The organism is Arthrobacter sp. Soil736, assembly GCF_001428005.1.
Lineage (GTDB): Bacteria > Actinomycetota > Actinomycetes > Actinomycetales > Micrococcaceae > Arthrobacter.
This window is the reverse complement of the sequence record NZ_LMSB01000073.1, coordinates 39,774-58,212: the sequence shown is the minus strand read 5'-3', so window position 1 is coordinate 58,212 and position 18,439 is coordinate 39,774. Positions and strand designations below refer to the sequence as shown.

The following is an 18,439-nucleotide window of genomic DNA, read 5'->3' as shown; positions in this document are numbered from 1 at the left end:
CTTTCCTGCGGCACTGGCTCTGCGGCATCTTCATTCCTCCCGTGGAGGTCGTGCGTCATCCCCAACTGGCGCCGTCGTTGGCTTTGGTCTCAGCGTTATGGCCGAGCCCGGTGCCCGGCAATGTTCCGGGTTGTCGAGAAGAGCCCGAGATGTCCGCCAGTGGGAATGTCTTTGAAGGACCCTGTGATCAGTCCTGTCCCGCCGGCCGTTCGGGCTCTATGGGTGCAACTCCGGTCATTTTCCCACTGCAGCACTGGCACGGCAATGGAATTGGGCAGGGCAGCGGCCACCGGCACCAGCCAGTCAGGTAACCAACACCGACTGGCCAGCGCCCGGACCGGACTCCAAGCCGCCAACGCGGCCCCAATTCATGCCCCCGGCATCAGCTCCAGTTGCGCCATCATGCCGGCCACGTCCGGATAGGCGCGGAAGGAGACAAACTTTCCGTCCTCGATGGATGCAAAGTATGTACCGGTGCCGGTGACCGACTTGCCGGTGGCCGGGACCTCCTGGCTTCCCATCCGCAACGGCCCCGTGTTGGTGCCGGTGAACTCCACTTCCGCCGCCACCTGATCCTCGGTGACTACCCGGCTGGTGGTCTTGACGCGCATGTCCGGAAACGCCGTAAACCACCCTTCCATGTACGCCTGCACCTGCTCCCGGCTGCGGAACGGCTCAGGCGCCATCACATCCGAAAACGTAAATTCATCTGCCAGCAGGGCGGTGAACGCCGCCGCATCATGCTGGTCCCAGGCCGCCATTCCGCGGTCATCAAGCTGCTCTACTTCAGCGCGTGACATCACACATCTCCTCCTTGAAATGTACTGGTGCGGCCCATGGTAGGCCTTCCGGCGCGGCGGTCAATGCCCGCGCGCAAACCGGTCCCCTACCCTGCCTTCCGCTCCCGCCACAGCAGCGCCACCACGAACGTCACCGCGCAAAGACCCAGCATGACCAACACCATCACGGTGGCGGTGATCGCGCCAAGATAGCGGCAGGTCCTACGAAATCCGCAACTCCCGCTTAACGAACTTGATCAGCAGCTCCCGGGCCATCTCCACCGGGATCACGGATCCGCGCGAATAGCACTGCACTGCCAGCCCGTCCACCAGTGCAGCGGTTTCGATGGCGAACCCGCGTGGGTCAGCGCAGTGGAACGCCCCTTCGCTGACTCCGCGTTCGGTCACGTCCTGCAGGGCATTGCGCCAGGCCGTGTAGTGGTCATTCATCCATTGGCCATATTCTTCGTCCCTGGCCGCGGCGGACCAGAAATCCAGCCAGATCAGCCAGTGCCGGCGGGAGCTGGCATCGGAGCCGAACATGCCTTCCAGGAAATACAGCAGCTCTTTCGCCGGGTCCCCGGAGCCCTGCGCACTCTGCTGCAGGGGCACGTAGAAATCGGCGGTCTCGGCCTTCACCACTTCCATGAGCACTTCATCCAGGCCCTTGAAGTGGTAGGAGATGGTGCCAGGAGAGACACCGCAGGCCTTGGAGATATCCCGGATCAGCACATTGAACAGTCCCTTATCCGCGATCAGGTCCCGGGCGGCGTCCACCACCAGCTGGCGACGGACCTCGGTGGGGTGGCGCTGGCGCTCCCCCGCTGTCTTAGCCCGCGGGCGGTCCAAATGATCCTGTGAAATAGCTGCCATCTCCTTGTGCTCGCTCTCCCCCGATTTACGCGGACGTCCGGACAATTTTCTTCTCAAAGGTTCTTTCAAAGAATAGGTCCTCGCCCTTAAACGTACGCACCGTGCTGTGCAGCAGATAATGCTGTGCCGAGGCCGTTACCGTGGCGTGGGTTTCAATCCGGACCTCCCACTCATCCTTGCTCATGCTGATTTTCCACTGTGATTCAGCCTTGGCGCTCAGGGGGTCACTGCCGGAGATGAAATACGACTCCAGGGCGTCTTCGCCGAAATGCAGCCCGTCCGGGTAGATCCGGTTTCCGCCATAGTTCGGATCAACCGTGAGGGTCCAGCTCTCCGACTGCGGCTCGTAGCGGACCTCGCGCTCGGGACGCACCGGAAGCGGCGGACCTGCGAGGATCTTGAGCGGAGCCGCCTGCTCGGCCTCCTCAAAGCTGATGTCAGCCGCCCCGATCGCCGACGGATCCAGTTCGTCGAGCGTTAGCCGGCTTGCCGCGGCGTCGACGGTCACAGCGCCCTGCTCCCCGTGCGGCCAGATCCACGGCCAATAGGTGGTAGACAGCGCCAGCCGCAGCCTATGCCCGGCAGGTATCTGCCAGGACATGGCAACAAACGCAATCTCCGCATCCACGAACTCCCCGGGAACCAGCTCATCGGCCCGGTCCATCCCATGACGGCGGGCCAGGTTGATGGCCCCACGGGTAATCAGGGTGGACGAGCCGTCCGGCGCCACATCGCACAGCCGCGCAATGACGTTCGCCCTGGGCGTCGTGCTGGCAACCCGCAACCCCAGGCGCGCGAAGCCGAGCAGATTGATGTCCTCTTCCAGCACCGGAGTCTCAAAAACAACCGAGCGTCCGTCCTCCGACCGCTGGTCCGGAGGCAGGTCCGAGGCGTTGCCAAAGGGGAACCAACGGGCTGCGTCCGCCCCGTTGTGCTGCGGCGTGTCCACCACAACGTGTCCGGAAGCGTCCGCGGCGAGACTGCGCAATTCTGTGGCCAGGTTAAAGGAAGAGCGGCCGACGGCGGCGGACGGCCAGCCCTCCAGGCCCACCCAGGTGCCGGCCCGCTCAGGATAGAAAGTTGCGGGCCGGACGGAGTCCTGGTGGTAGGCGCGCACTGCGGGTTCGTCCATGATCTTGGTGTCGATGCCCTTGAGCCAGTAGTCCCACCAGCGCAGCGTTTCCTGAAGGAATCCGATAGTGGGCCCCGGAGTGCGGGCAATGTCCGGGTACTGGTGCGACCACGGCCCGATCAGCCCTTGAACGGGCGAGCCAAGGTTTTCCAGCAGCCGGAACACCGTGTTCCGGTAGGGGTCCGCCCAGCCTCCCACGGCCATTACCGCCGCTTTGATCTTCGAATAGTCCTCATTGACGGAGCCGTGACGCCAGTAGTCGTCGCGTTCCTGATGGTCCATCCAGATTTCGGAGAAGGGCTGGAGGGCTTCCAGCCGCTCCTTCCACAAGGTCTCCCACGACTCCCCGACCCGCCACGGAGCGGGCGGGCGGCATTGGAACGCAAGCATGGTCCCGGCCCACGAGGTCATGTCGATGCCCAGCATGGCGCCGCCAAAGTAGTGCACGTCGTCGGCATAGCGGTCGTCGGTGGAGCACACCGTGACGATTGCCTTCAGCGCCTCCGGCTGCTCGGCAGCTAGCTGGAGTGAGTTAAATCCGCCCCAGGAAATGCCGAACATACCGACCTTTCCGGTGCACCAGGGCTGGGCTGCCAGCCACTGGATGACCTCCACGCCGTCGGCCTGTTCCTGCTGGTGGTATTCATCGAGCATGACTCCTTCGGAGTCTCCGCAGCCACGGATATCCACCCGGACGGAGGCATAGCCGTGGCCCGCGTACCAAGGATGCCGCTGGGCATCACGCGGCGCAGTCCAGTCCCCGCGGCGGTATGGCAGGTATTCCAGCAGCGCCGGCACCGGCTCCGCGGCAGCATTCTCGGGCAGCCAAATGGTGGCGGCGAGCCTGATGCCGTCTTTCATGGGGATCATGACGTTTTCCAACACGGTAACCGCGTGTGGGAAGTCGGTGCGGATCAGCACGTCCGGGTTCCTTCCAAGGCTTCGGCGGACACGCCAGTGAGCTCGGCGACGTCCGCATGGCATTTGATGTTGTGGCTGGCGCTGACGGCAATGGTCGGCGGCGCGACAGTGTGGCAGACGTCCCGGACCAAGGGGCAGCGGCTGGCGAAGGGGCAGCCCAGCTCCGGCGGTGCGGCCGGGATCTCGTCCTTGACGGCCTTCAGTTTGGCGTCATGGTCGTCGCCGAGTTCAATGACGGAATCCAGCAGCAGCCTGGTGTACGGATGCGAGATGGAGGCGAAGATCTCCTCGACGGTCCCTTCCTCCACCACACGTCCCAGGTACAGCACCACTACGCGGTCCGCGATGGCGCGCACCACGGCCAGGTCATGGGTGATGAACAGGAACCCCAAGGACTTCTCCCGGCTCAGCTCATCCATCAGGCGCAGAATGGATGACTGCACCGAAACGTCCAGTGCGGACACCACTTCATCGGCCAGCACCAGCGACGGCGCCGCAGCCACGGCCCGGGCGATTCCCACCCGCTGGCGCTGGCCGCCGGAGAGCTGGCCGGGAAGCCGCCGCGCATAGCTCGCCGGCAGGTCCACGTCGGCAAGGGCCTGCTGCACGCTGGCATTCTTGACGCTGAAGAGATTGATCGGCCGCTGGATGGCGGTCTGGACAGTCTGCCGCGGATTCAACGACGTATCCGCGTTCTGGAAGATCAGCTGAATGGCCTGCCGCAGGTTCTTGGGCCGGCCGGACACTGTCTTGGCCAGCTCGCCGCCAGCTCCACCGCCACCGGCCAGGGCGATCCGGCCTCCGCCAGTTTTCTGGAGGCCGGCGATCGCGTTGGCGATGGACGATTTGCCCGAGCCGGACTCGCCCACCAAAGCCACCACTTCGCCGGCATTTACGGTGAAACTGACGTCCTGCACCGTAGCGCCGGTGCCGGGAATGTGCTTGCGCCGGTAGTCGATGCTGAGGGACTCCACGCTCAGCACCGGAACCGCCCCCTGCGGGGCAGTACGCCGGTAAACGTCCTGGTGCTGCACCCAGTCCTCGCCGGCGTCGATCGCGTCCTGGACCATGCTGGGCGGGATGCCGGGGACATCGATGCGTGGGACGCTCGCCACGAGCCCCCGGGTATAGGGGTGCTTGGGATTCGCCAACACCTCCCGTGTGGCGCCGGCTTCCACGATTTCGCCGCGCCGCAGCACGGCAACATCGGTGCACATCTTGTCGATCACGCCCAGGTCATGGCTGACCATCACCATGGACATGCCCAGCGAACCCTGCAGCTCGGAAAGCAGGTCCAGGATGGCGGCCTGCGTCACCACATCCAGGCCCGTGGTCGGCTCGTCGAGGACCAGCAGGGTGGGGTTCGCTGCCAGCGCGACGGCGATCCCGATGCGCTGCTGCTGGCCACCCGAGAACTGGTGTGGGTAGCGTTCAAGGGCCTGGGCGGGGTTGGGCAGGCGGACCAGCCGGAGCAATTCTTCGGCGCGACTGCGCTGGGCAGCCCTGTTGCCTTTGAGCGAATGCAGTGCCTCTGCGATCTGCTCGTGAATCTTCATGGTCGGCGTCAGCGCGCTGCCGGCATTTTGCGGAACCATCGCTACTTCGCTGATGCGGAACCGGCGTAATTCCTTGGAGCCTAAGGCGAAAACGTCCTGCCCGGAAACGCTGGCGGTTCCGGTGGAAACGAAGGAGCCGGTACGCAAAGATCCCAGCAGGGCGGTGGCGAGCGTGGATTTTCCGGAACCGGATTCGCCCACGAGCCCCAGGATGCGGCCCTTACCGAGCGTGAGGGTGATGCCTTTGAGCACCGCCACCTCGCGCTTGCCGGTCCGGTAGGAAATCCCCAGGTTGCGGAGCTGCACCACGTCGCCGTCCTTGACAGCCCGTCGTCCGGCGTTGGAGGTTATGGTCTCTGGTGTCATCAGCCCAGCACTTCTTTCATACGGTCAACACCGAGGCTCTTGGCGAGCCCGTCGGCTGCAAGGTTCAGGCCGACGATCAAGGTGGCGAGCGCCACGATCGGGGACAGGGTTGCAAGCGGGACAACTGACATCAGGTTGCGGTTTTCCGCCACCATCAGTCCCCAGTCAGGCGTGGGAGGACTGGCGCCGAAGCCCAGGAAGGACAGCGAGCTGATCAGCAGCACCACCCAGGAAGCCCGCATGGCGAACTCCACCAGGATGATGTCCAGTACGTTCGGAAACACTTCGCGAGCCAGGATGGAGAACATGCCTTCGCCGCGGGCCTTGGCCGCCGTGATGTAGTCCTTGGGCAGGACATCCATCACCGTTGCCCTGACAATCCGCGTCACGCCGCCGGTGTAGACGACCATTACCGCCAGGATAATCACCCACGGACCGGTGCCGAAGATGGTCACCACCACCAGCATGGACAGTATGGCCGGAACGGCCAGCACCGAATCCAGCACCCGGGTGATGATGTCATCCACGATGCCGCCGCGGTAGGCGGCGATGCCGGCAATGACTGATCCCAGCAACACCGTTAGCGCGGTGGCGGTGAAGCTGATGGCCAGTGCGTACTGGCCGCCGAACAGTGTCCGCGTCAAGGTATCCCGGCCGAGCGCATCCGTACCCAGGAGGTGCTCGCCGGAACTTTCCTGCAGCGCATTCATCGCATCCGTGGCGATCGGATCAAAGGACGTCAGCACCGGCGCGAGCAGCGCCAGCAGGATGTTCAGGATCACCAGGGCGAAACCGAAGGTTGCCGTCCGTGATTTCAGGATGGACCGGACCACCCGGCCAAAGCTGCCGGGCGCCGTGAAGGCGGGTGCCGCCGTCGTCGTCGTTGCACTCATTTGGCGCTCCTCGGGTACCGCAGTCGTGGATTGAGCAGGAACGCCGCAAAGTCCGCCAACAGATTGCACACCACGTACGTCAGGGCGCTCATCACCGTGATGAGCAGGATGGCGGGAAGGTCGCGCGTCTGGACGGAGCGGATCATCAAGGTGCCGATGCCCGGGTAGTTGAAGATGCTCTCCACCACCACAACACCGCCGACCAGCCACGCGACGTTCATGGCGATGACGTTCAGCGTCGGGAGCATGGCGCTGGGGAGGATGTGCTTGAACACGATCCGCGGCGTCGAGTTCCCTTTCAGGATGGCTGTGCGGACAAACTCGCTGTCCATCACATCAATCACGGAGGTGCGCATCATACGGATGATGTACGCCGCAAGAACGCAGATCAGCGCCCCGGCGGGCAGCCAGACGGACGGCAGGATCTCCGCGACCGAGGCGTTTTGCCCCGCAATCACCACCGCAGGAAAAAGCGGGATGTAGATGGAGAACAGCAGCACCAGCACCGTGGCCACCACAAACTCCGGGACGCTCATCCCCACCAGCGCAAGCGTGGAGATTGAAATGTCCGGCCAGCGGTCACGCGTCAGGCCCGCAACCAGGCCAAGGACCAGTGACAGCAGGACACCGATCACGATGGTAATCCCGGCAAGGAGCGAAGTGTTTATCAGTGCGGAGCCAACCTCAGCCCCCACGCTGCCCCCGCTTACCAGCGAGTTGCCGAAGTTGCCCTGCAGCGCATTGCCCAGCCAGGAGACGAACCGCGAAACCGGCGGATCATCCAGCCCCAGCTGCTGGCGCATCGTGGCAACGGCCGACGGCGTGGCATTCTGGCCCAGTATCTGGCTGGCCGCGTCTCCCGGCAGCGACTGGATAGCGCTGAAAACCAGCACCGTAGCCAGCAGCACCGTGAAGACGGACCAGCCTATCCGTTTGGCGAAGAACGTCAGCATTAGGCCAGCAGCCCGATGTTGATGTAGTCGAACTCGAAACCGTGCTCGCTGTAGTTGACGACCTTCTTGCTCAGCCCGGTGATGCGGTCGGAGAAGAAGGGAGTCAGGGAGCCGCCGTCGTCGATCAGGATCTTCTGGGCATCCTGGTAGAGCGTCTTGCGCTTGCCGGCGTCCACCGTGGCGCGGGCCGCGTCCAGCGTCTGGTCGAAGGTCGCGTTGGAGTAGGCGGTCTCGTTGTAGGAGGAGCCGGTGCGGAAGATCTGGTTCAGCAACTGGTCGATCGGCCGGCCCGTGTACCAGTAGGTGGTCATCAGCGGCTTCTTCATCCAGACATCTGTGAAGTAGGAATCCGCGGGTGAGTTGGTCACCGACAGGTTGATGTTGGCGGACTTCATGGAGCTCTGCAGGGCCAGGGCCAGCGGGGACAGGACGGGGTCGTAGCTGGAGGTGTAGATCGGCACATCAAAGCTGCTGAAACCCTTGGCCTTGAGCAGGGACTTCGACTTGTCCGGGTCATAGCCCAGGCCGTAGTCGAGGTAGTAGGCCTCCGTGGGCGGCACCGGGTTGTTGTGTGCGATGGTCCCGTTGCCTTGCACCGCGAGCTTGAAGACCTCGTCCGGGTTGTAGGCGTGGGCGAAGGCGCGGCGGATGTCCGCATCCTTGAACTGCTCGCTGGTGTTGAGCATGGGTACCGGGTACCACTGCGCGTTCTTGACGCTGGAAACCGTCGCCACGGACGAGGCGGAGACCGTTTTGGCGGTGGCGAAGTCCAGGTTGGTCTGGGCGATGAGGTCGACCTGTCCGGCCAGCAGGGCGTTCACGCGTGCCTGGGTATCGGCGATGGAGGAAAACTCGATGCTGTCCAGCTTGGGCTTGTCGCCGAAGTAGTTCTCGTTCCGCACGACAGCGCCGGGTCCGGCAGCCGTGAAGCTCTTCAGCTTGAACGGGCCGGTGCCGATGCCGCTGGCGCCGATGGTGGCCGCGGACCCCGCGGGGATGATGTAGCAGTTGTAGCCGGTCAGCAGGCTGGCGAATTCGGCGTTCGGGGACTTCAGCGCGAAGACCACGGTGTTGGCGTCCCGGGCGGTGATCGAGTTGCCGTCAACGAACGGCGAAAGCACCCCTGCCTGCGGGGACTTTGTGGCGGGATCGAGGATGTGCTGAATGGAGAATATGACGTCCTTCGCCGTAAACGACTTGCCGTCGTGCCAGGTCACTCCCTTGCGCAGCAGGAAGGTCCAGGTCTTGGCATCGGCTGACAGCGACCATGATTCGGCCAGGTCCGGAAGGATCTCGCCTGTGGGCGAAAGCTTGACGAGGCGGTTGTAGAGGGCGCCCAGGTATTCATAGGCGGAAAGGGAGCTTGCCGGGTCCAGGGTTTCGGCTTTCGACGCCGGCGGGCGGGCAATGCGCAACGTGCCGCCCTGGCGGGCGGTTCCGGTAGCAGCACCGGCTGTCGACGGCGACTTGCTGACCCCGCAAGCCGCGAGGACCGCGGGGGCCAACAGCAACGCCGAACCGGCGAGGAGGGTGCGCCGTGACAGCCGCCCTGATGATGCTTCGATCCTTGAATCCATCGTGCTGAATCCTTCGCTTTTTGCTTTTGTGAACGAGCTAATTCATGTACTGTACGAATAAATCGTCTGAGAGAGCAATAGCTCGCCGATAAATTTACAGCCCTGAAACAACGGGCCATTTCACCTGGAAGGCCCACATTGTGACGGGATGGTACCGAAGACCAGATGTGCTGATGGTCCTCACTTCGGCGCCTACGTACGTAGCGACCAGGGAGTCACTGAAGGTACTTTCACCCCAGGACCTGACGCCGGTCCGCTTTCTGGGCGCCGCCGTCGTCCTTGGCATTTTCCTGCTGTTCCGGCGGAAGCGGCTGGCGCTGACCCGCCGGGACGTCCCGCGCATGCTGTTGGCCGGGCTTCTTGGCTACGCCGGCTACGGACTGTTGCTGAACTTGGGGCAGGCCACCGTCCCCGCGGGTACAACCAGCCTGCTTCTGAACATCTCCCCCGTGTTCGCCTTTATGCTCGGCTACCTGATCCTCAAGGAACGGACTACGCGGCTTGGCTATGTGGGGATCCTTGTTGCTGTGGCGGGCGTGGTGATTATTACGCTCGGGGACAGCAGCGCCGTCGGCTTCAACGGCGACGCGATGTACATCGTGGCCGCTGCGCTGGTGCTGTCGGTGTTCCTCATCGTCCAGCAGCCGCTCTTTAAGGGAATTCCACCAGTCGAAGTTGTGTTCTGGGGCTGCGTCATCGGCGGCCTGGTCACCCTGCCTACTGCGACGTTCAATGTCGACCCGACCAGGTTCAGCCCGACCTCGTGGGCGGCGCTTTTCGTCCTGGTGGTGGTCAGCACCGCCGTCGCCTACGCTTTCTGGAACATCTCGCTGGCGCGGACCAGCGTCGCGGAGGGCGGCGCCCTGCTCTACGTGGTCCCCGTGATTTCCCTGCTACTTGGCTGGGGTTTGCTGGCTGAAGTGCCCACGGGCGCGTCCTTGATCGGCGGTGCTGCAGCCCTGGCGGGCGTCATACTCCTCTCCCGGTCGACACCGCCGGCGTCCGAAATGAAGGAATTGAGGCTGGTGCCGTGAAGCAGGAGCCCGCCGACCTCGAGCCCATCACCGAGAGCCTTGCGCAGCTCACCGTTCCCACCGGAGCGGCCCTCGCCTTGGAATCCGTGGCCGGCGCCGCGACCCGGCTGGTCGGCGGGCGGCTGATCACGGTCTCGTTGTGGCGCCCCTCAACCCGCGATCTGGTCCGCGTCTATTCCAACATGCCCAGGCTCTACCGCATCGGCGGTATTTCCAGCGCCCTGGGAGCAGACTGGACACGCAGGTGCGTGGTGGGGTTGGAATCGTTCCTGGCCGAGGATGAAGATGCGCTGGATTCGGATGCCTTCGAGCACCAGGACATGCTGGGCGCGTTGCATCTGGAAGCCGCGATCAACGCAGTGGTGGCGAGAGACGGCGTCTTCCTCGGCTGCCTGAACCTGCTGGGGAGCAAGGGCTCCTACACCCAGCGAAGCGTCAGCGACGCCGAGAACCTGGCTACCGGACTGGTCGACGCATTGACGGAGCTGGAAAGTTACACGAGTGGGTAGGCAATCAACGCCTGGAGCGGAGCTGCCTACCCCGCCTTCCGCTCCCGCCACAGCAGCGCCACCACGAACGTCACCGCGCAGAGGCCCAGCATGACCAGGACCATGCGGCCCCAGTTCTCCTGGTTCACCCCGTTGCCGTAGAAGATGCCGATCATCACGGTGGCGCCGATGGCCCCGACGTACCGGCAGGTCTGGAAGATCCCGGCGGCCACACCCCTGTCCTGCGGCGCCGCGGAAAGGTACAGCCCCTGGTTGGAGGCGATGCTCACCGAACCGTAGGGCACTCCCATCAAGGCAGTGAGGGCGAGCACCAGCAGGACGGCGAACGACGCCGTGAGCAGCCAGAGCGCCGCTGCCGCCACGGTCAGCAGCACGACGCCGGCAATCAGCACCCGCCGCACGCCGAACCGGTCGATCGCGCGCACGGCGAGCGGTGTGATGACCACGGACATAGCTGCCAGCGGCAGCATCAGCACGCCCACCAGGCCGGGGTCGTAGCCCGCGGCCTCCTGCAGCAGCTGGGGCAGCCCGAAGAACGCGAAGTAGTAGACCGCACTGAACACCACGAAGCCCAGATATACCAGCAGCAGCGGCCGGTTCCTGCCGAGCAGTCGCAGGTCCAGGAACGGCCGGCCGAAGCTCAGCTCGCGCCAGGCAAACAGCACGGCCAGAACCATGGCGCCGCCCAGCAGCCACCAACGGAGCCCGGGCAGCGCATCCAGCAGCCCCATGAGCAGCAGCACCATGCCGCCCACAAATGCCAGGATGCCGGGGATGTCCGAGTCGCGCAGCAGGCTGGCCACACTGCCCTGCTCCCGCGCGTGGTCCGCAGGGGCGACCCTCCGCACGATGAACAGGGCGGCCAGCGCCAGCGGCACGTTGATCAGGAACAGCGCCTCCCAGCCCACCAGGCTCACCAGCAGCCCGCCCACCACCGGGCCGACCGCCGCCCCGGACGTGTTGGCCATCTGGATACGCCCCAGCGGCCGGGTGGACGTCGAGTTCGCCTGCCTGGCCAGGACACCGACCATGACGACGGCGCTCGGGTACGCCGTCGCCGTCCCCAGCGCCATGAGCGCGCGGGCGACGCAGACGAACACGAAGTTGGGCGAAAAGGGCGCCAGCGCGCAGGACACCACCACCAGCGCCATGCCGAGCATGAAGAGCCGCCGCGGCCCGAACCTGTCAGCCAGCCGCCCCATCAGCGGCTGGCCCGCGGCCGAGGTGATGTAGAAGGCGGTGATCACCCAGGTGACCGTGGCGACGTCGAGCCTGAAATCCTGGCGCAGCACCACCAGGGCGACGGCGATCATCGATGAGTTCAGCGGGTTCAGCGAAGTGCCGAGGCTAAGTCCGGCCACCGCGAGGCCGGCGCGGGAAGTGTTGCTCACGGCAACAGTCTTACGCACCGGGCCGTTTCGCCACGAACTTGGTGACATTTGAGGCGCTGCGGCCGCGAGCGCATTGCATCGCCAACAGCGCTACGTGCTCCACGAGTTCCGTGAATGGAGCCTTTGCAAGACTCTCTCACCGACTGTACCGACGCGCGGCCGATTGCCGACCGGCGCCCTGACCGCCGCCTCAGAACTCCGGCACTCCGGCGCGTTGCCGCCATTTAGTGCCTCCCTCAACGTCTGGGAGCTGGCGGCCGCGGTTGAAAGATCATCTAGGGCCCAGCACTCAAGGACTTCCGGGACTGGTTAGGTCAGGTGAATTGAGGCACTCTGCTAAGCCTGGCAACCTTGAGCGCCGTCTACCAACGCCCAATGGCCCTGACCTCGAGCGCGATGCGGCTCCCCGAAGGTCAATACCGACAAAGGAAGCTACGGGATGTACGTGTTCAGCGCCGATGACAAACACATTGTGCCTTCATCCCCGCAAACAGGGGGCCGTGGTGCAAATCCCGCCCGCCGAGGTGAGACAGCGCCAATTCTGTTCTTCCTACTTCCGAAGGCACGGGGCAACATCACTCTGGGGGAAGCCAAAATGTGGTCGTACCAATAAGCTGTCAGATGTTTGATGTTGGCGTTGCGCTTGGCTTAGGACGTAACCCACATTTCGCGAGAGCCATCTCGGCGTCTACCTCATAGTCCTTGGCCGAGAAGTTTTTCCAGAAAAGGCGTTTGATCAACTTCTCTTGGCTATCTTTGAAATCGAGATGCACTAGGAAATAAACATCAAACCGCTCCAGATAGCCGACCGCACTCCTTAGCCCCTCCAGTTCAGAACCTTCGCTCTGCCTTGCACTGACAGCAAGTCCCTTGAGATAGCCCATAAAAGAGGCCGTCCTTCCAATATGGGTCTTATGCTTTCCCACGTACTTCGGGGACAACCGCGACAAGCAGGACAGCAGAGCGTCAATGGAAGCCACAAAATCGTCCAATTGCGACGAGACTATGTCCTTGAATCGAGAGGTCATTTGGGGCTGGCTCAGAAGGGATGATCCAAGTAGAGACACTTTTTGAAAAGCGTAGATGAGTTCATCCAGTTGCTGCCGATCCCTGATCAGACGTGCCTTCCGCGCCTCTAGGCGCGGCTTGGCGAACGCTTCAACAACGATGGTTGTCAGGAGCGCGACGATGATGGGCAGTCCGACGGAGGTCCAGGCTTGTCCGATGAGCTCAGGCAGTTTTTCCACTCGACAATCATCCATGATGCTGGACCTCAACATGGTCCACATGATGACGTGACGACGCTGCAGCTGTCTCGTCAACGCGAACGCCCATCCCCGGCGCCGAACATTAGAAGGGATCCCTAAGGCCTGCGAGTGGAGGGGCCATCTGGCAACGTATGTACCTGCCACACCTGTCCCAGGCGATGGCCTTCGGCGACTTGGCCCCAGCCCATGTCAGCAAGAAGGTATTTCCATCGCAGGCGGCAGGCAGGACCCTCAACATTCAGCGCCGTACGATCCCGATGGTGGGGAGCGTCTCGTAACCCAAGGGCGCAGGATGGGATCAGGTTTAACGCCCCGCCGCTCACCGGTCGTTCTTCCCTTGTGAGCGCCCCGGTCAGAGCAGTACCATCCCCTCACCGAACAGCTCCGTGGAAGTGGGCAACGATGCTCGATACGGCAGACAACTCTGTGACGACCGGACGCCGCGACCTGGTCACAGAGCTCCTGGGTGTTTGGCTGCTGCTGGCCGTCTTCCTGGACGGCTGGGCGCACCTGAACCTCCCCAGCCTGGAGACGTTCTTTACGCCATGGCACGCGGCCCTCTACTCCGGCATGGTGGCCATGGCGCTGTGGACGGCCTCCGTGATCTGGCGGAATCGGGGGCCCGGCCAGCCGCTCTCGCAGGCCGTTCCGCCCGGCTACCGCGGGACGGCGGTAGGGGTGGTCCTCTTCGCCGTCGCCGGCGGCCTGGACCTGCTGTGGCACGAAGTTCTGGGTATCGAAGTCTCGCTGGATGCCCTGGTCAGTCCCACGCACCTGTTGCTCGGCTTCAGCCTCTTCCTCATCCTGGGCACCGCGGTCCGAAGCGCCCGGTCAGCCTGCCGCGCCGGAAACTTGGAGTGGACCCCGGCGGCGCTGTTCGCCGTCGTCCTGATGACCGGGCTGGGAGCCTTTTTCCTCATCTACTGTTCCGCCTTCGTCCGGCCCGGGCCGACGGCCCTCTTCATCCCGACGCCGGTCGGCACCCCTGGCCGCTTACAGTCGGAGATGCCGGTGGTCATCAGCCTGACCAGTTACCTGCTGACTACGGCGTTGATCATTGCGCCCTTCCTCTTTACGCTCTCCGCCTCCCGGCGCCCTGCCCGCGGGATTGTCACCATGCTGGTGGCAGCTGCCGCTTGGCTGCCCGTCGCGATGGTGGGCTTCCGCCCCTTCGCCGTCGCCGGAGCTGCCGGAGCCACTGCGGCCGCAATTTTGGCGGACGTGCTGCTTGCCCGTCTGCCAAAAGTTTGGGTAGACCGGCGGCTGCCCTCGGTGACAGCCGGAATCGCGGCGCTCCTGTGGACGGGCCAGCTGGCGGCCTACGCGGTGGCGGACGGGATCCGCTGGCCAGTATCGCTCTGGCTGGGGGCGGTGGTGCTCAGCGCAGCGGCCGCCGCGGGCCTTGCCCTCCTGAGTTCCTGGGGCCCCGCCACACGTTCCGCACAGGACGCCGGGGTTGTTGAAGGCAGGATGTGACGACGCTCCGAAAGATCCCCCGGTCGTCGCGCTTTGTTCTGTCGTGCTTCCTGGCTGTGGGCGTTCTCGGCGCCTTCGGCTCACCCGCAGCAGACCCTGCCGGACCGCCGGCAACCGGATCTGCCACTCCGCAACCAACCTACGAAGCGGTGGACGCCTTCCTGCGGGAGCAGATTGACGCCATGGGACTTCCGGGAGCTGCCGTCGTCGTCGTCAAGGACGGCGTGCAGGTGCACTCTGCCGCGTTCGGCCGCGCGGACGACTCGGGGAGGCCGATGACGGCCCAGACGCCGGTGCTGCTGGCCTCAACCACCAAGCCCCTCACCGCCATGGCCGTGATGCAGCAGGTTGAGGCCGGCCGGCTGCGGCTGGATGAGCCGGTGCGGACCTACCTGCCCTGGTTCACTTTGCGGGACAGCCGCTCCGCTGAGATCACGGTGCGCCATCTGCTCCACCAGACCAGCGGCATGGCCTCCAAGGACACGGCCTTCGAAGCCTCTGACGCCCAGGGCCCGGAGGCCATCGAAGAAGGCGTGCGCGCCCTGTCTGGCTCACCGCTGGCCGGGGCACCGGGTGACGCATTCCGGTACGCCAGCGCCAACTTCAACATCCTGGGCCTCCTGGTGCAGACGGTCTCCGGCCAGCCGTTCGGGGACTACATGAAGGAACACGTCTTCGAGCCCCTGGGGATGGCCCACAGTTACACGACGCGCGCGGCAGCCAGCGCGGACAATGCGGCTGCCGGCTATTCACTGTGGTTTGGCGCGTTCTGGCGCCAGACCGATGTACCCGCCCCCACCACGGGAATGCCGTCTTCCACGATGTACTCTTCGGCCGAGGACATCGGCCACGAACTGACCGCCCTGCTGGACGAGGGCCGGTACCGTGACCGCCCCTTCCTCCGGCCGGAAAGCGTGGAAACCCTGCTCAAGCCACAGGTGCAGATCGACGAGTCGAAAGGCTACGCCATGGGCTGGTTCACGCGTCCGCTCGTGGAGTCCGTTGACCCCGCAGCCCCGCCCGCCGAAGCAAACAAAGCCTTGCCGCTGCTCCTGGAGCATCAAGGCGAATGGGGCAACAGCCACACCTACAAGGCCATGGTTCCGGCCTCGCGACTCGGCGTCGCGCTGGTCATCAACGCGAATGACACGTCGGCCCCGTCACGGCTCAAAGCCATTGACACCAACGTCCTGCGGATCCTCCACGGGCAGCCCCCGGTGCCGACGGTAGTGCAGGAGGACTGGCTCCAGCGCTACAGCTGGGCGGTCTCGCTGACGCTGCTATTCGCGGAGCTGGCGAGCCTGGCGCTGGCCCTCGCCGTTCTGCTCCGGAGACCCGCCGCGGCCCGGAAGCGGTGGGTGCCGTGGGCAGGGGGCGCCGCAGCGCTCGCCCTCGACGCTTTTGCGCTGTGGCTGTGCCTGGTCTACGCCCCGGCCCGGTTCGACACCCATCTGGCCGTAATCGTCCGCCAGTTTCCCGACGTCGGAGTCTCGCTCGGGCCGGTGCTCGCGCTTGCCCTCCTCTGGCCGGTCCCCCGAACGGTTTGGCTGCTTGCCCGGATGCGCGCCGCTACTCGGGGATCGCGCCGATCTGCTGCATGAGCCTCATGTTGTCGGTAGTTCCCCAGTGCTCGGCGACCTTGCCGTCCACGACGCGAATGATGTCGGTGCCGCCGAACTCGACAGTCTTGCCCGTTGCCGGAATGCCGGCCATCTCCCCGCGGTGAGTGCCCGTGAGAATTACGTGGCACGCTTCCATGTCTCCGTCCGCCAGGTACGGCTCGATCGCCTTGGCTTTGATGTCCGGGAACGCAGTGCGCACCGCATTCACGAAGTACCGGACTCCGTCCAAGCCGGGCGGTTGTCCAGGAAGACCCTCTTCGTGATCGACAAAGTCATTCGTCGACAATTCATCAATGAGGGCAAGATTCCCGCCCTCGATTACCTCCGTGTAAAAACGCTTGATCAGTCCGGTCCCTTCAGACATTTCCGACTCCTCTGTGCATGAGACCGTTCAAATTTCCCCCGCGTGCATTGCCGCACAGACGACGTGCGGACCGTGCTGTTACATCCCAGTCCCGCCCATGGCCGCCGGCGTAAGGGCGATGCTGACGGCAATGACGGCGAGCGCCGCCGCGACTGAGCGGTTGGCCAGCCGCTTCCAGGGCAGCAGCTTCTCCACCGCAATGAACGCGCCCACGAGCGCCATCCACCCGACGCTCATCACGCCCAACGCAAACAGCGCCACCATCAGCGCCCAGCAGCACGCGACGCACCACGCACCGTGCTGCACTCCCATGGTCAGCGCCCCGCCATACCCCGGCCGCATGCGGTGCAGGATGAAGTCCAGGGGCGTCCGGCACTTCATCAGACTGACGTTCTTGGCCGGAGTCAGCTGGTAAACGGCCGCCGCCAGGATCACCCCGGCTGCGGCGTAGCGCCCGCCGGGATCCGCGGTGAGCCCGCCCGGCACCAGCGATGCCACCGCCTCATAGAGCCCGTACGCGACGAGCCCGAACGCTGTCCATGCCACGAGGTAGCCGGCCACGAACAGCGCGGTGGAACCACGCGGGGCATACCGCCCCGTTTCCCGACGGCGGCGGCTGATCTTCGCGTACGCCGTCACCATGGGTGCCACCGACGGAAACATCATGGCGGCCAGCATGACCACCCAGGTGATGAGGAAGAAGTCCAGCGGCCCCGGATCCGTCCAGCCTCCCATGTCCATCCCGTTCATCCGGTCAGCGGTGAACACCCAGCCCGCCGCCGCGAGGAGGAGCAGAACGGCAATCAGCCCGGTCTGGCGCACGTCGATCCTGTGCAGGTCAATCCTGTGAAGATCGAAGCCGCGCAGGCCCGTCCCGGAACGTGCAACGCCGCCGTTGGCCTGCCTGCCCGGTCCCGGGATCAGAGTGCTGCGCTGCTTGTGCGGCCGGGGCTCATGCGCGGCCCTTGGACGCACCTTCAGCCATCTCGCTCGCGAAGGTGAAGTCCGCCGTCTCGCCATAGACCGCCGCATAGTCGAGGCCGAAGAGGTCGGAGCTGCCTTTGCCCTTACCGATCTGGTACTCGGGGGCGAAGCCGAACATCGCGTTCTTGACGGTGGTGACTCCCCCGCCCGGTCCCGGGAGCGACTCGATCGCCAGGTTGGTGTGCCCTGCCACCGAGGCGGACGGGGTGTCGCCGTCGGAGAAGGTGACGTTTCCGCGCTCGACGCCGAGCCAGTCGCCGTAGAAGGCGGCGAAATCGGCGAACGGCCCGCCCTCGTCGCCATGGAGTATGCGCTCCAGGGCACTGGCCTGGCCGTCCGAGGCGCCGTCGCCGACGACGATGCCAACCTTCCAGTTGCCCGAGGTCAGGTTCGACGGGAGCTGGATGCAGAAGACGAAGTCGACGCCCGAAAGATCAGTGTCATCCAGCTGGCCGCTGGCGATGTGGAAAACCACAGAGCCGCGGCATTCCCCGTTCGGCCCCGTGGGCGGACCGTCCACCGCGCACGGACAGATCATCTGGCAGTTGCAATTCGCAATATACTTTCCGGACATTTCCCAAGACATGGGAACCCTCCTCGCTGGCGCCGTCGCCAAGCAAGAGTGGCCCGGATTCAGCGCCGAAAATACTTAGGAACGGGGCAGAACGCCCCGTTAAGGCAGACGGTATTCCCGCCCAATCTGCATGTCAATATGCCGCCATTACGGGTGAAATCAGTTCA

The 18,439-nt window shown here is 64.5% G+C and carries 16 protein-coding genes; 4 read left to right on the top strand and 12 right to left on the bottom strand.

Going from position 1 to position 18,439, the window contains the following annotated elements; translation table 11 throughout:
* Positions 1 to 368: 368 nt before the first annotated feature.
* From ASG92_RS25750 to ASG92_RS25720, 7 genes are all read right to left on the bottom strand, one after another.
* Positions 369 to 800, bottom strand: a complete 432-nt coding sequence (locus tag ASG92_RS25750) for an ester cyclase (RefSeq protein ID WP_056635519.1) — start codon at positions 798 to 800, stop codon at positions 369 to 371.
* 201 nt (positions 801 to 1,001) lie between these two features.
* Positions 1,002 to 1,652, bottom strand: coding sequence for a TetR/AcrR family transcriptional regulator (locus ASG92_RS25745; RefSeq protein WP_082579747.1), 651 nt, complete (start codon positions 1,650 to 1,652; stop codon positions 1,002 to 1,004).
* 25 nt (positions 1,653 to 1,677) lie between these two features.
* Positions 1,678 to 3,705 (bottom strand): CocE/NonD family hydrolase, encoded by a 2,028-nt coding sequence (locus tag ASG92_RS25740; protein ID WP_240987315.1) that lies wholly within the window; start codon positions 3,703 to 3,705, stop codon positions 1,678 to 1,680.
* Positions 3,699 to 5,627, bottom strand: coding sequence for an ABC transporter ATP-binding protein (locus tag ASG92_RS25735; protein ID WP_056635512.1), 1,929 nt, complete (start codon positions 5,625 to 5,627; stop codon positions 3,699 to 3,701). Before ASG92_RS25735 ends, ASG92_RS25740 begins: the two co-directional genes overlap by 7 nt.
* Complete coding sequence (locus tag ASG92_RS25730) at positions 5,627 to 6,520, bottom strand: ABC transporter permease (RefSeq protein ID WP_056635510.1); 894 nt, start codon at positions 6,518 to 6,520, stop codon at positions 5,627 to 5,629. Before ASG92_RS25730 ends, ASG92_RS25735 begins: the two co-directional genes overlap by 1 nt.
* The gene (locus tag ASG92_RS25725; RefSeq protein ID WP_056635508.1) at positions 6,517 to 7,473 is read right to left on the bottom strand and encodes an ABC transporter permease; all 957 of its coding nucleotides are present in this window, start codon (positions 7,471 to 7,473) and stop codon (positions 6,517 to 6,519) included. Before ASG92_RS25725 ends, ASG92_RS25730 begins: the two co-directional genes overlap by 4 nt.
* Entirely contained in the window at positions 7,473 to 9,050 is a 1,578-nt protein-coding gene (locus tag ASG92_RS25720) for an ABC transporter substrate-binding protein (RefSeq protein WP_056635504.1), read from the bottom strand. Before ASG92_RS25720 ends, ASG92_RS25725 begins: the two co-directional genes overlap by 1 nt.
* 173 nt (positions 9,051 to 9,223) lie before the next feature.
* On the opposite strand from ASG92_RS25720, the gene ASG92_RS25715 reads away from it, so the two are divergent.
* Positions 9,224 to 10,084 carry a DMT family transporter gene (locus ASG92_RS25715; protein WP_157372492.1) on the top strand — a complete coding sequence of 287 codons (861 nt, stop codon included), beginning with the start codon at positions 9,224 to 9,226 and terminating at the stop codon, positions 10,082 to 10,084.
* Positions 10,081 to 10,593 (top strand): hypothetical protein, encoded by a 513-nt coding sequence (locus ASG92_RS25710; RefSeq protein WP_056635498.1) that lies wholly within the window; start codon positions 10,081 to 10,083, stop codon positions 10,591 to 10,593. Before ASG92_RS25715 ends, ASG92_RS25710 begins: the two co-directional genes overlap by 4 nt.
* Positions 10,594 to 10,619: 26 nt before the next feature.
* On the opposite strand, the gene ASG92_RS25705 is transcribed toward ASG92_RS25710, so the two are convergent.
* Together ASG92_RS25705 and ASG92_RS25700 are read right to left on the bottom strand one after the other, a co-directional pair.
* On the bottom strand, positions 10,620 to 11,984 hold the full coding sequence (locus ASG92_RS25705; RefSeq protein ID WP_157372491.1) for an MFS transporter: 1,365 nt from the start codon (positions 11,982 to 11,984) through the stop codon (positions 10,620 to 10,622).
* Positions 11,985 to 12,601: 617 nt separating this feature from the next.
* Complete coding sequence (locus tag ASG92_RS25700; RefSeq protein ID WP_157372490.1) at positions 12,602 to 13,231, bottom strand: hypothetical protein; 630 nt, start codon at positions 13,229 to 13,231, stop codon at positions 12,602 to 12,604.
* A 423-nt stretch (positions 13,232 to 13,654) separates the two neighbouring features.
* On the opposite strand from ASG92_RS25700, the gene ASG92_RS25695 reads away from it, so the two are divergent.
* Both ASG92_RS25695 and ASG92_RS25690 read left to right on the top strand, forming a co-directional pair.
* Complete coding sequence (locus tag ASG92_RS25695; protein ID WP_056635491.1) at positions 13,655 to 14,728, top strand: hypothetical protein; 1,074 nt, start codon at positions 13,655 to 13,657, stop codon at positions 14,726 to 14,728.
* Positions 14,725 to 16,329, top strand: a complete 1,605-nt coding sequence (locus ASG92_RS25690) for a beta-lactamase family protein (RefSeq protein ID WP_240987314.1) — start codon at positions 14,725 to 14,727, stop codon at positions 16,327 to 16,329. Before ASG92_RS25695 ends, ASG92_RS25690 begins: the two co-directional genes overlap by 4 nt.
* On the opposite strand, the gene ASG92_RS25685 is transcribed toward ASG92_RS25690, so the two are convergent.
* From ASG92_RS25685 to ASG92_RS25675, 3 genes are all read right to left on the bottom strand, one after another.
* On the bottom strand, positions 16,298 to 16,714 hold the full coding sequence (locus tag ASG92_RS25685) for an ester cyclase (RefSeq protein WP_056635489.1): 417 nt from the start codon (positions 16,712 to 16,714) through the stop codon (positions 16,298 to 16,300). The two genes, ASG92_RS25690 and ASG92_RS25685, sit on opposite strands and share 32 nt — an antisense overlap.
* A gap of 78 nt (positions 16,715 to 16,792) precedes the next feature.
* Positions 16,793 to 17,689 (bottom strand): DUF2182 domain-containing protein, encoded by an 897-nt coding sequence (locus tag ASG92_RS25680; protein ID WP_240987313.1) that lies wholly within the window; start codon positions 17,687 to 17,689, stop codon positions 16,793 to 16,795.
* Positions 17,667 to 18,272 carry a DUF1326 domain-containing protein gene (locus ASG92_RS25675; RefSeq protein WP_277310815.1) on the bottom strand — a complete coding sequence of 202 codons (606 nt, stop codon included), beginning with the start codon at positions 18,270 to 18,272 and terminating at the stop codon, positions 17,667 to 17,669. Before ASG92_RS25675 ends, ASG92_RS25680 begins: the two co-directional genes overlap by 23 nt.
* Between the last annotated feature and the right edge of the window lie 167 nt (positions 18,273 to 18,439).

Bases quoted from the DNA above. Each gene is read 5' to 3' on its own strand.
- ASG92_RS25750 (WP_056635519.1), bottom strand. From the start codon at position 800: ATGTCACGCGCTGAAGTAGAGCAGCTTGATGACCGCGGAATGGCGGCC.
- ASG92_RS25745 (WP_082579747.1), bottom strand. From the start codon at position 1,652: ATGGCAGCTATTTCACAGGATCATTTGGACCGCCCGCGGGCTAAGACA.
- ASG92_RS25735 (WP_056635512.1), bottom strand. From the start codon at position 5,627: ATGACACCAGAGACCATAACCTCCAACGCCGGACGACGGGCTGTCAAG.
- ASG92_RS25730 (WP_056635510.1), bottom strand. From the start codon at position 6,520: ATGAGTGCAACGACGACGACGGCGGCACCCGCCTTCACGGCGCCCGGC.
- ASG92_RS25725 (WP_056635508.1), bottom strand. From the start codon at position 7,473: ATGCTGACGTTCTTCGCCAAACGGATAGGCTGGTCCGTCTTCACGGTG.
- ASG92_RS25720 (WP_056635504.1), bottom strand. From the start codon at position 9,050: ATGGATTCAAGGATCGAAGCATCATCAGGGCGGCTGTCACGGCGCACC.
- ASG92_RS25715 (WP_157372492.1), top strand. From the start codon at position 9,224: ATGGTCCTCACTTCGGCGCCTACGTACGTAGCGACCAGGGAGTCACTG.
- ASG92_RS25695 (WP_056635491.1), top strand. From the start codon at position 13,655: ATGCTCGATACGGCAGACAACTCTGTGACGACCGGACGCCGCGACCTG.
- ASG92_RS25685 (WP_056635489.1), bottom strand. From the start codon at position 16,714: ATGTCTGAAGGGACCGGACTGATCAAGCGTTTTTACACGGAGGTAATC.
- ASG92_RS25675 (WP_277310815.1), bottom strand. From the start codon at position 18,272: ATGTCCGGAAAGTATATTGCGAATTGCAACTGCCAGATGATCTGTCCG.